Source organism: Aquirufa salirivi (genome assembly GCF_045310485.1).
Taxonomy (GTDB): Bacteria; Bacteroidota; Bacteroidia; order Cytophagales; family Spirosomataceae; genus Aquirufa; species Aquirufa salirivi.
Genome location: NZ_JBEWZH010000004.1, coordinates 125,470 through 138,865, shown reverse-complemented (window position 1 = coordinate 138,865; position 13,396 = coordinate 125,470). Strand labels below are relative to the sequence as shown.

The 13,396-nt window shown below is 36.3% G+C and carries 14 protein-coding genes; all 14 read right to left on the bottom strand.

The features are described from left to right. Window positions 1-12 precede the first annotated feature (12 nt). On the bottom strand, window positions 13-1,173 hold the full coding sequence (locus U0R11_RS06700) for a glycosyltransferase family 4 protein (protein ID WP_406750789.1): 1,161 nt from the start codon (window positions 1,171-1,173) through the stop codon (window positions 13-15). Beyond that, a complete protein-coding gene (locus U0R11_RS06695) occupies window positions 1,173-2,561 on the bottom strand; it encodes a hypothetical protein (protein ID WP_406750788.1) in 1,389 nt (462 codons plus the stop codon). Before U0R11_RS06695 ends, U0R11_RS06700 begins: the two co-directional genes overlap by 1 nt. Window positions 2,562-2,591: 30 nt before the next feature. After that, on the bottom strand, window positions 2,592-3,467 hold the full coding sequence (locus tag U0R11_RS06690) for a glycosyltransferase family 2 protein (protein ID WP_406750786.1): 876 nt from the start codon (window positions 3,465-3,467) through the stop codon (window positions 2,592-2,594). Between the two features lie 45 nt (window positions 3,468-3,512). Further along, window positions 3,513-4,997: a hypothetical protein gene (locus tag U0R11_RS06685; RefSeq protein ID WP_406750784.1), complete on the bottom strand. Its 1,485-nt coding sequence runs from the start codon at window positions 4,995-4,997 to the stop codon at window positions 3,513-3,515. A 165-nt stretch (window positions 4,998-5,162) separates the two neighbouring features. Next, complete coding sequence (locus U0R11_RS06680) at window positions 5,163-6,269, bottom strand: acyltransferase family protein (RefSeq protein ID WP_406750782.1); 1,107 nt, start codon at window positions 6,267-6,269, stop codon at window positions 5,163-5,165. Between the two features lie 44 nt (window positions 6,270-6,313). Further along, on the bottom strand, window positions 6,314-7,096 hold the full coding sequence (locus tag U0R11_RS06675) for a 3-deoxy-manno-octulosonate cytidylyltransferase (RefSeq protein ID WP_406750780.1): 783 nt from the start codon (window positions 7,094-7,096) through the stop codon (window positions 6,314-6,316). Window positions 7,097-7,108: 12 nt separating this feature from the next. Further along, on the bottom strand, window positions 7,109-7,858 hold the full coding sequence (locus tag U0R11_RS06670) for an SDR family NAD(P)-dependent oxidoreductase (RefSeq protein WP_406750778.1): 750 nt from the start codon (window positions 7,856-7,858) through the stop codon (window positions 7,109-7,111). A 2-nt stretch (window positions 7,859-7,860) separates the two neighbouring features. Beyond that, complete coding sequence (locus U0R11_RS06665; RefSeq protein WP_406750776.1) at window positions 7,861-8,643, bottom strand: SDR family oxidoreductase; 783 nt, start codon at window positions 8,641-8,643, stop codon at window positions 7,861-7,863. Between the two features lie 4 nt (window positions 8,644-8,647). Next, the gene (locus U0R11_RS06660; RefSeq protein ID WP_406750774.1) at window positions 8,648-9,433 is read right to left on the bottom strand and encodes an HpcH/HpaI aldolase family protein; all 786 of its coding nucleotides are present in this window, start codon (window positions 9,431-9,433) and stop codon (window positions 8,648-8,650) included. Between the two features lie 71 nt (window positions 9,434-9,504). Continuing rightward, complete coding sequence (locus U0R11_RS06655; RefSeq protein WP_406750772.1) at window positions 9,505-9,900, bottom strand: CBS domain-containing protein; 396 nt, start codon at window positions 9,898-9,900, stop codon at window positions 9,505-9,507. 6 nt (window positions 9,901-9,906) lie between these two features. Next, window positions 9,907-10,788, bottom strand: a complete 882-nt coding sequence (kdsA, locus tag U0R11_RS06650; protein WP_406750771.1) for a 3-deoxy-8-phosphooctulonate synthase — start codon at window positions 10,786-10,788, stop codon at window positions 9,907-9,909. Window positions 10,789-11,148: 360 nt separating this feature from the next. Next, window positions 11,149-11,985, bottom strand: a complete 837-nt coding sequence (locus U0R11_RS06645; protein WP_406750769.1) for a hypothetical protein — start codon at window positions 11,983-11,985, stop codon at window positions 11,149-11,151. Window positions 11,986-11,998: 13 nt separating this feature from the next. Continuing rightward, window positions 11,999-12,568 (bottom strand): NADPH-dependent FMN reductase, encoded by a 570-nt coding sequence (locus U0R11_RS06640; protein ID WP_406750767.1) that lies wholly within the window; start codon window positions 12,566-12,568, stop codon window positions 11,999-12,001. A gap of 12 nt (window positions 12,569-12,580) precedes the next feature. Beyond that, entirely contained in the window at window positions 12,581-13,387 is an 807-nt protein-coding gene (locus U0R11_RS06635; RefSeq protein WP_406750765.1) for a hypothetical protein, read from the bottom strand. Window positions 13,388-13,396: the final 9 nt, after the last annotated feature.

Below are 13,396 nucleotides of genomic sequence, written 5' to 3'. Positions count from 1 at the left end.
GGCTTAATTTATTTACGATTGTGCTGAATATTTTTTTAATTGGTTTTCTAAAAATCCTAATGTCAGATTGGCACATTTTCCCCAAGTAAAATTCTTCGACTTTTGATATGCATTGACCGCATAAGTAAATCTCAATGTAGGGTCCTCCATTAAAACTTTCAAACTTTCGGCTATTTCAATGGGGTTTTCAGGGTCGAAATAAATGCCACAATCTTCCAATATTTCTGGCATAGCAGATCTATTGGAGCAAGCCATGGGTAATCCGGCACTCATTGCTTCTGTTACTATCTGACCAAAGGTTTCGCAAGTAGAAGCAAATACTCCGATATCAGCCGTGGCATACATTTGTTTTAATTCTTCATAAGGAACTGCACCATGAAATCGCATAAACTGTTGCTTGGGATCTAGCCGCTCCAAGGTATTCATTAATCGCTTATACCCTAAACCCATGGGTCCCACTAAGTCTAAATAGATAGGATAACCTTGTTGATGCAATATATTGACAGCTTCGGCTACATACCATTGCTGCTTATAAGGTTCCAAACCTGACACATATAATAATCTACAAGGAGACGTTGGACTAAAGCTATGCTGATAGCGTTCAGCAGTAGGTCTATGATCAAACATAGGATTTATACCATGGCCAATCACCACCTGATCTCCATTTAACTTTCCTGTTACCTTGATGGTAGCAGCTTGGGCATATTGAGTCATAAAAATGACCCCTTGTGCTTTTTTAAAGGTCGCACCTTGTACGAAGCGAAGCAATATACCTTTTAAGGTAGAAAATGTCCAGCCGTATCTCTTTAACTCCTTCCATTCAAATGGCAATAAATTCTGACTCATGGTCACCATAGGCTGAAAATTACTGGCATCGGACCCTCCTGGAACAAATAATAAGTCAATATTCTGTGCTACAACTTCCTTTTTTAATATAAAAATGGCCCAGTATAAACGGTGCAAAAGGCTTTTATCTAAATAGGGGTGATGTATTTTATCTAACCAAGGTCTATCTTCAATTCTGCCTAATGTTTTGGTGCCTCCCCAAACGATGAATTTTCCTATTCCAAACTGAGCTGGCTCAGCTGCTTTTAATAGCTCAATCAAGTGAGTAACTCCCCCACCTGCTCGAATATTGGAGGCATCGATGCCCATGACTTTATTAGAAACCATTAATTCTCTTTCAAGTTTTGATTGGCTAAAAGAGCTATTTTCTTTCTATACATCGTCATGGTCATAATCAAAATTCCCGTGTAAATAAAAATAGTGGTACTTCGATGCGCCAAACTCATACCAATCAGCAAGAGCATGGTATACATAAAAAACTTGCGCTTCGAGTCAGATAAGCCGATTGTATGGATTTTAGCTTGTTTAAAAATGGTAACAATATATAATCCTAACCCAATGATTCCTGTTTCGTATAATATTCTTACAATTTGAGAGTGAGGATTCATTAATTCACTCCAAAGAAAGTATCCCCAGTTATTATTGGCTACGGATGCACTGCCAAAACCAGAACCAACTAGTAAAGGAAAAATATTGAAATTTTTCGCCTTGACATACATATCCCAAATGGGATAAATATTATTCATTTGACCAACAAAAACCAGCGGTGGTGGGAGTTCCTCTTCTAAAGCTTCATATACCAAAGAGATTACTTCAATATAGGACATAATTCTTTCTGAACTAAGTACTCCTACTACCACAAAGGATATGACTAAAATAGCCATCAGAAACCCGTAAATAAGCTGCTTGATGGAAACTTTACTGAAAACCATTCCTAAAATCAAAATACCTCCTATTAATACCCCTAATAAACCCGAAGCTGACTGAGTTAATAACATGAGGCCAATAATTCCTAGACTATACTTTTTACTAAGTAATTGATCGGTTTTATAAATAGACTCTATATTAAAAACACAGTAGGAATAAAAAAGATAGACAAATGCATCTCTGGGTTCTCCAGCAAACCCATGGAACCGAAATCCCACATAAACGACATCCATCATATCCCTAGCCAAAAATTGAAAACCTGCTAAACTGGTCAGCAAATCCAAAAGCCCTATGACTAAACCTATCATAAACATGCGACGAAACATCTTAAAAAAGTAGAAGAGCGCCTTTTCTGTTTTAATCATGTAAAATGGCATCACTACAAAATACGTGATGTAAAAAAAGTAAATCACATATTCCAAAATGGGTCTTACGAAGGCTGATCGTAAAAATTTAGCAATAGCAGAAGTCGCAAAACCAGCATTATAATTGCCCACATATCGAAAGGTATATCCTTCCGTAAGGATTCCAAATATGGCAGATAAAATAGAAAAAAGAAATAAATAAGTAAACATCTTAAAATGCCCAGTCAAAGGATTAGGCAGTTTAAACTCGATACGACTTATAAAATAGCCAGAAAGCAGTAAAATAGTAATTGTTTGAAGTATTCTGCCAAACGAAGTATTGATACCCGTGTTTTGCTGACTACCCAAAACAAAATAAAGAAGTGACTCAAAAATGAGTGACCAGATATACAACTTAGTGACAAATGAAACTTTGGTATTCAACATTAATTTTTTAGAATAATCATTCGTAGCCTAGTGCTTTACTTTTTTAACAACAAAGGATAATGAAATAAATAGATAAAAGAAATATGTCCGGAATAGGCTCTTATGACTCATTCGAACATAATATTTACGCGCTTCAAAATCTTTCTTCAGGTTTTTAAAGAACATAAAAAAGGAAGGTAATTCCATATCTCTTGGATCATCTATCCAAGCCTGAGCTTCTTTGACTACGTATAAAGAGATTCCTAGCTTCCTTAACTCAAATGAATGATATAAATCTTCTCCATAAGCTTTTCCTACATGTGGAAAATAATTATTCAAAATAAGATTTTCTCTCCTATGCAAGACTAATCCTCCAGGTAACCATTCTACAGGAATAATGTCTTGACCTGTTTTTTGGGAAGTATCCACCCCTATTTCTGTGCCCGCTTTGGTAACTACTCCTTCTTTAAATCCCTCCCGTCCATTCAAAAGTGCATAATATACATGAGTCAGCCATCCTTTATTTGTTTGCTGATATACGGACTTATTCGAATTCACAAAAAACAAGGAAGACGCACAAGCACATGTATTGCCCATGCTATTGGAGGCTACCATTAACTCTTCTATACAGTTTTCAGCCAAGAGAATATCATCGTCACATTGCAAAATAAAATAATACTTTGCAGCTGAAAAACCTTCACATCGTTGTGATACCTGACCTTTTGATTGAGTGACTAAAATTTGGACATTTTCGGCACTAATAGTAGCTACTCTTTCCTCAAAACCTACTGGGATTGCTATAATAATCTCCTCGGGCTTGATGCTACTTTGATTCAACGAATCAATCGTGGCTTGTAGGCTATCTCCCCCTAAGGTCGCGATAACAACAGATAAAGATTGCTTGTTTGCCTGATCGATAGACATTTTTATAAATTTATACTACTCATAATTTTATTTTCAGATTTTTTTTCATTTCAAAAGATTAAAAAATAATTGCCTTTTAAGAGGTAAAAAATAATTATTACAAAAATCAAATGCTTCTTTCAATTCACTTACAATTTCTGGTATACTTTTCTTTAAATCGCTTTCAAAAAACTGCTTAACTTCATCTTCAGAACATAAAATCTTCTTCCAAGAATCTAATTCGAATAAAGTGTCAATTGACATTTCATCTTTTTTAGCTAGATAAAATGGTCTTAAACCCTCAATAACAGCATAAATTGCCGTACTACTTGCCCTATAAAAAATCCATCTTGACCTTTCAAAATCATTTTCTAAACTATATGTAGAGAAACTTACATTTTCAGGTAATTGACCATACCTTGGATATTTCTCCACTAATTCTTCACTTGAAATTAATGGATGAAGCCGTAAAATGAAATTTATATCTGGATTTAATAATGCTGATTTAACAGCAAAATCAAACATAAACAGTATTTCAGATATAATTCCGTCCGGAGTTACAAGGCAGTAATTTTTCTTTTTACTTAATGTATCTACACTTATCGAGTTTGAATAGGATTTCCTTCTGTGTATTCCTACAGATAAAACCTCGCAATTTTTAGCAATGGCAGAAGATTGAAAATAAGATGCTGTAATATCACCGGCAGTTAAGATATAATTAGGATCGTATTTCTTTCCTAAAATTCTTTTGGCTGAATGTTGTCTTTGAAACATTAATGTATGATGATATCCAAAGCAAATTACATTTGGATTAGCTTCTCTTGCTGCCAAGTAAACCATTCTTTCCCATGAATGACCCTCAAAAGTCGAAATAACTTTAGCAGGAGTCGTCATTTTAAATATCTCCTTCAATTCAGTATAGAATCGCAAAGCAGTAAAACTAGGAGGAGACATTGTATAATACGCACACTGAAAATAAAATCTCCTTTCAAAATCATTTTGTTTTTGTTTTGCCAACGATACAAATTTAGCAGACTCGTTTTCTAAAGTTTTCCAAATCTTCCATTCCGTTTTAAATCCTAAATAATTAGACAAGACTGATTTTCCCGATTGATTCGTATTAAACTCAGCATTTATTTCGGTAGCCCCTTTTATCGTATGGTTTAACAAAATCATTAAACTACTTACTCCTTCCTCTGTTAAGTCTTGATGAAGATTTCCAAAATAAAAATCATCCTTACTTGATATTTGTCTCTCATTTAAAAGATGTGAGACTATGACAGTAGACTTGGATTTAAATTTTAGTGGATTGTATCTTTTAAATTTGATTAGCCTCAAAAACCCCAAAATTCTCACTAATGAATATTTCAATTTCCACTTTAACTCATTAAATGATGATTTATTGAACAGTTCGGAATATTTAGGTAAACTGTTTGGATGCTCATTGAGAATATGAAGCCACGGAATTGAAACTGTAACAATACTTGCTTCCTTGTCTAATAGAACTCGGTCGCAAATCTCAATCAAACTTTTAAATTCTTTATCTTTCACTATCTTTTTAATACTTCAAGAAATCGGCAATAAATCCTCACTTTTGTGGAATTATTGCATGTTTTTTCTAATTAACTCAAATGTTTTGATCAATGGTATAATTAGAGTCTCTTTAAAGAAATCATCATAAACCCATTTTCAATCATCCTCATGTGCTCATTAATCCTACTTAATCCTTTTACCATAATTAAATCGCACTTCAATGTATTTCCATGTAAGGCTAGATACCATCAATAGAAACATGATTGACATGATATGTATTCCAATGGAAGTGTAAAAGGGGAAGGTAAAGTATCGAACTCCATGAATTACTTCACCCGAGTTGCCAAATACAAATTTGACAATTGCTCCAATAACTGCCCAAACTATACCGTGAATTAAATAAATACTATAACTTACTTTTCCTAACCATACGGTTGGTTTAAATGAAAGTAATTTATACAACCAATTTTGGGGATTCAAAGTTGAAATGAAACAAATTGTCATCCCTAAAAATATTGGAATTAGCCATTCATACGGTGTCTTGGCAAATTCAAATATCAGATATCCAGATCCAAGAAGAAATAATAACGACACAAATGTGCTCCCTCTAAAAGGAATCAATCCCTGAATCAAATAAAAAAATACCCCTAAAAAAAATGAATACATGCACCTGGCAAACAAGGCAGAATGGGGTACATCCAAAGGACTTTCTGGCCTGATTGTTAACAACATTCCACATGAAGCTATAATAATCAAGAAAACGATGAATGTTCTTCTTGCCAATTTTAGATTCAATAAAGAAAATAAACCAAATACGACATACACATAAAACTCTACAGAAATAGACCAACTCGGCCCGTTAAAACTTCCCGAATGCCCTGTAAAGGATTGAAGTAGGAATAAATTACTGATAAATGCCCAAAACCCTGAATTCTCAAAGGCGGGTTTCAACACACTCGCCGGATTAATTATACCGACATAATACCTTGAAATTTCAATGGCAATAAAGGCAAAAAGAGTTACTACATGTAAAGGATATAATCTCCAAAATCTCTTTTTTTGAAATGAGAGTAACTCTGATATGTTTCCAATTTTACCAGAATAATTATAAGCAATAACAAAACCACTAAGAACAAAGAAAAGATCTACCATCAAATCCCCATTTTTCACTAAAAAATTTTCATTGAAAAATGATTTTGCAATCTGAAAATGCAGCAAAGCCACAACCAAAGCAGCAATACCCCTTAGTGACTCTAAAGGAAGTAGTTTGGTTTTTGATTCAACTGACATGTATGGGGCTCTTAATTGGTAATTGAAATCCAGAATATCTCTATTTATTCCTGCTTAAACTCATTCGTCATAATGGTATTGAGCAAATTCTCTTGAACAGGAATATTCCTGATGTATTCCAATACAATATCTGCCTCCGCAGGTTCGTTCACCGAAGGCAAGCTTGGCGATACAGGAACGGAAGTCATGGTAAATCCATTTTCAATCACTCGCATTTGTTCAATAAATTCATATTGCTCAATCCGACTAACCGGCATTTCCACGATCTCCTGAAGAAAATCTTTTCGGAAGGCGATTAAGCCTAAAATTTTACGGATAAACGTCTGCTTCTTCTCAAAATCGCTATAGGCAGGAGAACGTCTGAAGCAGAAAATAATTCGATTGGATTCAGATACCGCACATTTAACAAATGAGTGTCTATCCAATTCCTCTTCTGTATCAATTGGGCCCGTAGCATTCCAACTTTCTCCTTGGGGATTTTGCTTAATTGCTTCTACTAATTGATTCACATGATCTGGTAATAAAAGAGGTTCATCTCCTTGTAAAAGTACCACGTGTGTACAATCGATGTCTTTGACCGCTTCTGCAACTCTGCTCGTTCCATTGGTATGCGTATTGGCCGTCATGATAACCTTTCCCCCAAATGAATGAATTACCGAGGCTATTTCTTCATCGCAGGTAGCTACAAATACGTCATCGAAGGCTTTTGACAATAATGCCCTTCTTCTTACGTGCTCAATCATGGGTAATCCATGAAATTGAAATAATATTTTTCGAGGAAATCTCACAGACGCCATGTGCGCCGGTATAACAGCTATTATTTTCATTTTCTTATTCCATTATTGAGGTAATACACCACAATCTACATTAATACATTGTCCTGTCATGGCACTTGCCGCATTGGAAGCTAGAAATACACACATATTCCCTACTTCTCTGCCAGTGGGAAGCCTTAATAAAGCCGAGTTGCCTTTGGCAAAATTCGAGATAAAAGCTTCCGGGTTTCCATTAGCAGGGGCATAAGGACTTTGTAATGCATCCAATAAACCATCCGTACTGATCAAAACTGGACATAATGCCAACACGCGGATTTGCTTTGGTCCTAATTCTTTAGCCAGAGACTGGGTTAATCCATTCATGCCAAATTTAGATGCCACATAAGCCGAATTATTGGAGCTTCCTCGCTTACCAGCAATACTGGAAATGTTAATAATGGTGCCTTCTGGTCCCAAGACTTTGGCTGCCGCTTTACATCCCCAAAAAGCTCCTTTCAGATTGGTATTCAAGATATCATCTAAAAAGGCCTCATCAATTTCTTCAATGGGTCTCCATTCTGAAAAACCTGCATTATTGACATAGCAATCAATGCGACCTGTTTTTTGAAGCGCTATCTCTGTTAATAATACATGATCCGATTCCTTTCTTACATCTACTTTGACGAAAGTCACTTGATCTCCAAATTCCTTCTCCAAGTCATATGCATTTCTTGCACCCACCACCACATGATATCCTGCCTCTACATAAGTACGCGTGATATCCAATCCTATTCCTCTATTTCCTCCCGTAATGATTACTGTTCTTTGTCCCATGATTAAATTGTCATACATGAATAACCCCCATCCACAGCCATTTCTGCACCTGTAACAAAACTGGCAGCATCTGAAGCAAGCCACAGTATACAGCCGGTTAGCTCAGATGGATCCCCAAAACGAGCCATGGGTGTGTGACCTAAAATAGCCGCTTCACGCTCAGGAGTAATGAAATTTTTCCTGTTCCATTCCGTTGGTAAAAATCCAGGACGAATAGCGTTCACACGAACGCCCTTGGTTCCCCATTCTCTACCTAAATTTTGAGTTAAATTTAAAATCCCAGCCTTCGCTACAGAATAAGTGAAAGCTTTAGAAAGTGGTGGACCTGCAGAAGCTGAAGAGATATTAATAATCGAACCTTTACCCTGCTTCACCATGTATTCTCCAAAAACCTGACATCCTAAAAAAGTACCTGTAATTTGAGAATTTAAGATCGAATGCCATTCATCTAAGGTGATATCAAAAAATGGCGTGCTTCCATTAATTCCAGCTCCATTCACCAAAATATCTACCTTACCGAAAGCAGCTAAAATTTGTTCCAAAGCAATTTCAAAATCTTCTTTTTTAGCCACGTCAATGGCCAATGAAATCACATCGCTAAATCCTTCTGCACGTATTTCATCTTCTACTGCCTTTGCCTTTTCCAATCGCAAATCTAAGACGGCAACTTTACAACCTGCACGAGCAAAACTTCTCGCCATTTCTCCACATAAATGTCCTCCTGCACCGGTAACTACCGCTGTTCTTCCTTCTAAATTAAATAGTGTGTTTATGTAATTATTCATATCATTATCTCATTGAATTCATTAAACCTTGCATTTTCTCTGCCCACTTCCATAACACAAATAAATCAGAGCCCATGATGGCATAGGTATATCCTAAATCAAACAAAGCTTGTACACTTTCGGGTGTAGTATCAGCTACCTGAGTACCACAACTTTTACCGAATTTTTCGCAAGCAGCAATGACTTTTTTAGACGCTTCAATCACCAATGGATGGGACGTTTGACCAGGAACCCCTAAGGAACCTGAAATATCATAAGGGCCGACCATTACTCCATCGATTTCATCAAATGCCAATAATTTTTCAATATTTTCCACCGCTTCAATCGACTCTACTTGAATCATAAACGTGGAGGTTTCATTCCAGGATTGAATGTATTGATCGAAATCAAAGCCATAGGCTTGTGCACGATTAACTCCGTAAGTTCTTCTTCCTACGGGTGGATATTTCAATAATTTGATCAAATTTTCCACCTGCTCTGGCGTATTCACCATTTGTACCAACATCCCATCAGATCCTGATTCCATCAATGGTTTCAGGTAGTCGTCTGAATGTGAAACAGGACGTGGAATACATGGCACTCCCTCACTTTGACTCGCTGCGATGATACGCTGCGCTTCTGCTAAGGAAATGGTGGCATGTTCCATATCAATGGCAATGAAATCAAAACCGGCGCGAGCAAAAGTCTCGGTAATCGATGGATGCGAGTAAGAAACCCAACCAGCAAACATTCGTTCACGGTTACGCATTTTTTTCTTTAACTCCGCTCTTTTTTCAAATATCGTATTCATACTCATTTTAATTATTGGCCCATATTGTAGGCCTAGGTTTAATGGAAAGAATTGCTAAAATGGATGGTCAATTACTTTTTAAGCAAAGCCTCCACGACCGGATGTAAGTGCAATAAGCCCACCAATTGATTGGCATTATCGACTACAGGTAAATCCCAGATTTGTTTATTTCTCATGATTTCAACCGCCGCTTCTAGAGTAAAATCTGCATTGGCAACAATGGGAGATAAAATAGCATGATCGATGCAATCATCAATAAAAAATGCCGATAAAGGTTTTTGAATTTTCAACAATTTTCTACGGATATCTCCATCGGTAATTATTCCTTTCAAGCTATTATCTTGATTGACGACACAAGCAATCCCCAATTTTTTATGATTCATTTCCTCCAAAGCTTCTTTGAATATCACATTTTCCAAAATGACTGGAAATGAATCAAGAGACATCATTACATCTTTAACTAACATAAGTTTTTATTTTTGAGGGTGAACATTATCTTCTCCGTACTTATCCAAAAGCTCTAAACGTACTTCATGCACGCGCTTAGCTTGACCTAGAATATTTTCTAAGTATTTAATATCCAATACCGTGTTGGCATCAGACAAAGCCTTATCTGGATTATCGTGAGTCTCCATAAACAATAAGTTGATTCCATTGGCTACAGCTGAACGAACTAAATGAGGAATAAACTCACGCTGACCTCCAGAAATATTTCCCATGGAAGTAGGTAATTGGATGGAGTGAGAAGCATCAAAACATACTGGATAGCCGGTGTATGCCATAATAGGAAAACAAGTCATGTCGTTGACCAACATGTTATATCCAAAAAATGTACCACGATCTGCTAAGATAATTTGGCGATTTCCGGCTGCCTCAATTTTCCGAACCGAGTTTTTCATGTTCCAAGGACTCATGAACTGGCCTTTCTTTAATAAAATGGGTTTACCTGTTTTAGCAGCCGCTTTTAAAATAGAAGTCTGGCGACATAAATAGGCTGGAACTTGTACCATATCACAAACCTCACCCGTAGCTTCTGCCCATGCTGGATCTGAAAAATCAGATACAACAGGTACACCAAACTCCTTTCTGATATCGGACAAAATCTGTAAACCCTCGTCAATACCACAGCCGTGAAAACTGCTAGGAGATGATCTACAGTCCTTGTCATAACAAGATTTATAGATGTATTCAATCCCAACACGACGACAGATGTCACCAATCATTTCAGCCATTTTAAAAGCATGATCTTTACTTTCAATGGCACAAGGACCTCCGACATAAACTAGCGGCAAACGATCTCCTATCTGAATAGGCTTGACATCTCCGTAACCGACACTTACAATTTTCTTTTCCATTTATTGATTACTATTTTTTTTCTAAAAAATTTACTGATAACCTGAGCTTAAGGCCCCATTTATCTTCTATAAGATTGTCTATTAGTTGGTTGAGCGTGATTTATTTGAATATAATTCAATGCGGTAATTTAAGCCTCTTCATGTGTATAAAATCATCTATTCAACAGGCTTGCTCGCATGTAATCTCTGAGAAATTTAATTTACTGTGATGCTAGATTTTGTAACAATACTCGAGTATTCAATTTCAGCTAGTTTAATTTTACCGTTAAATGAATATTCTGGAAATAAAGTATCAAAGGTACTGAATTAAATACGGGTTTTAAAAGATTAGTACGGTACGAAGCCAACCATTTATGCACCTTACCCATGAAATACATCAAAGGAATTTTGTCCGCTTCGAAACACAACTGGTCTTGGTAAATTGATTTTACTATGAACGACCACTCGAGCTAATTCTCCTTTTTCAAGTTCGACAGAAAACCAAACAACTCCCTTTGATGGCACTTTTTTATACTCTTTATTAAAAGTTCGCTTATTGGAAATTAATTCAAACCTAATATCCTCACTTGCTCTAGTCGTATTTACTACACCCAAATCATAGGTAGCGGGGCCCTCTAATTGATATTGCAAGCGATATTCATTCTTCTGCAAACGGAAACTCTTACCGAGGCAAATCACTTCTCCTCGGTCATTCATGGCTAAAGCATCTAAATTTCCATGTACATATCCTTTCATATTGGAAATAGCTTTATTACGATAGCCCGTATATCCCCTTTCTGCCAGAAAAGCACCTTGGTCCATCAAATGAGGCAAGAAATTCAAGTGGAAACAAGCGAAAGTCCCATATCCAGATACTGATTTTCCCTCCAATACTTCATTCAAATTAATGCTTTGTCTGCTACATCCCTTAACTTCCTTTTCACATGCATGAATCTGGTTTCCGAGTTCATCAAAGAATAAAAATTTAGCCGTATAACTCGAATTAATTTGATGCAATGGATCAATCAAAGCTGATACATTCAATAATTCAAAATGCGTTTCCCAGCCATTGGAAATCTTAAAAGAGAATAGGTCACTAATCACCGATTGGGGATGATTTGGAATATGAGCCAAGTTTATCTCATTACGAATCGCTTGTACAAGTTGCTTGGGTAAAGCACGCTTGATTACATTTTTTATCTGGGCTACTGCTGACATAAATGAATTTTCTTTAAGGCGTAGTGGACATTCCGATTTTACAGAATAACCAGTTAAATTGGTCAAGGAAAAAATCAATTTTAGGTTGGAATGATTCATCCAATAATACCCCATTAGAGTCAAATTTCTTATCTACAAATGGTGTAACTAACATGTATGGCGACACAATGCCAAACAAAGCAATGATGAATAACATTAATTGTTGACTAGCTCGCATTCCTCCCAAACTTCCATTGGTAGCAGTTACCACTCCATATACCTTTCTTTGCTGTCTTGGAAAATGGTCAAATAAATTTTGTAAAGTCGAAGTATAACTTCCATTGTATTCAGGCGTAACGACGATGTACGCATCCGCTGAGAAAAACTTTTGGGCAAGAGGTTTATAAGCCTCAGGGCATGTATCTACACTTTCAAAAACGGATTCAAATGGAGGTAATTGGTATTCTCTGACATCTAATAAATCAACCGCATATTCTCCATCTTGCTTGATTCGATCATAAAGATGAAGCGCTATGCGCGCACTATTACTTTCTTTTCTAGGACTCCCAGTAATAACTAATATGCGTGGATTGGGCTTCGACATAGCTATAAGGAATTATGATATATTAAGGTGTTTAACCCAAGCTATTTTTATATCACGCTGAGAAAAAAAACGGTTACCGTGTAAGGTAAGACTTGCAGGTGGGTGAGTGTGTTCCAAACTCAACATTCCAGTAGAAATGGACTGCCCAAATCCGAAGGGAATACCCGCCATACTTTTACAATAAAATACGGGTAGATTATCTGGCGTAAAACCATATTCATCCAGTTTTATAATATTAGCCGCATTGTTTCTAACCTTTTTGGAATCAATTTTCTTTCCCGATTCTGAATGAAAAATTTCCATTTCTGACCAACGGTGTTGCGGAGATTTTTCAATATTCACAAACACAAAATAATTATGAATATCATCAAACTGAATAAAAGGATGAAAGGTGAGTAAAGTAGATTTAGGTGGGGTTGGATTAATTTCTCCTTGATAACTTACACGCGAATTTTCTGCTTTAAATCCAATGGTAGCTCTAGACTCTGGCCAATGATTAGCTGGCAATATGGAATTTGGTAGTTCGTCTAATGGCTTGGCAAGTTTATCCAATCTCAATTCCAATAAGACTAATTCCTCGATTCGAGTTCCATCATGCTCCTCAGCATGTAAAGAAGCAAAATCAGGTGCTTCAAAAACACGTAATTCGTTTTCTATCATGGTCCCCATATCATCTATTTGCCATTTTTTCCCATCTGTATGGTAAGCTGAGACATCTTTTGTGCCTTCGTGTACCTTTTCCCAATTATTGGGAGAAAAATTGGCCAACGTAACAAAACCTTTGTTTTCGTTTATATTAAATAGAGGATAAAATGACATATTTTATTT

Bases quoted from the DNA above. Each gene is read 5' to 3' on its own strand.
- U0R11_RS06635 (WP_406750765.1), bottom strand. From the start codon at position 13,387: ATGTCATTTTATCCTCTATTTAATATAAACGAAAACAAAGGTTTTGTT.
- U0R11_RS06665 (WP_406750776.1), bottom strand. From the start codon at position 8,643: ATGAATAATTACATAAACACACTATTTAATTTAGAAGGAAGAACAGCG.
- U0R11_RS06660 (WP_406750774.1), bottom strand. From the start codon at position 9,433: ATGAATACGATATTTGAAAAAAGAGCGGAGTTAAAGAAAAAAATGCGT.
- U0R11_RS06645 (WP_406750769.1), bottom strand. From the start codon at position 11,985: ATGTCAGCAGTAGCCCAGATAAAAAATGTAATCAAGCGTGCTTTACCC.
- kdsA (WP_406750771.1), bottom strand. From the start codon at position 10,788: ATGGAAAAGAAAATTGTAAGTGTCGGTTACGGAGATGTCAAGCCTATT.
- U0R11_RS06655 (WP_406750772.1), bottom strand. From the start codon at position 9,900: ATGTTAGTTAAAGATGTAATGATGTCTCTTGATTCATTTCCAGTCATT.
- U0R11_RS06640 (WP_406750767.1), bottom strand. From the start codon at position 12,568: ATGTCGAAGCCCAATCCACGCATATTAGTTATTACTGGGAGTCCTAGA.
- U0R11_RS06675 (WP_406750780.1), bottom strand. From the start codon at position 7,096: ATGAAAATAATAGCTGTTATACCGGCGCACATGGCGTCTGTGAGATTT.
- U0R11_RS06670 (WP_406750778.1), bottom strand. From the start codon at position 7,858: ATGGGACAAAGAACAGTAATCATTACGGGAGGAAATAGAGGAATAGGA.
- U0R11_RS06680 (WP_406750782.1), bottom strand. From the start codon at position 6,269: ATGTCAGTTGAATCAAAAACCAAACTACTTCCTTTAGAGTCACTAAGG.
- U0R11_RS06700 (WP_406750789.1), bottom strand. From the start codon at position 1,173: ATGGTTTCTAATAAAGTCATGGGCATCGATGCCTCCAATATTCGAGCA.
- U0R11_RS06690 (WP_406750786.1), bottom strand. From the start codon at position 3,467: ATGTCTATCGATCAGGCAAACAAGCAATCTTTATCTGTTGTTATCGCG.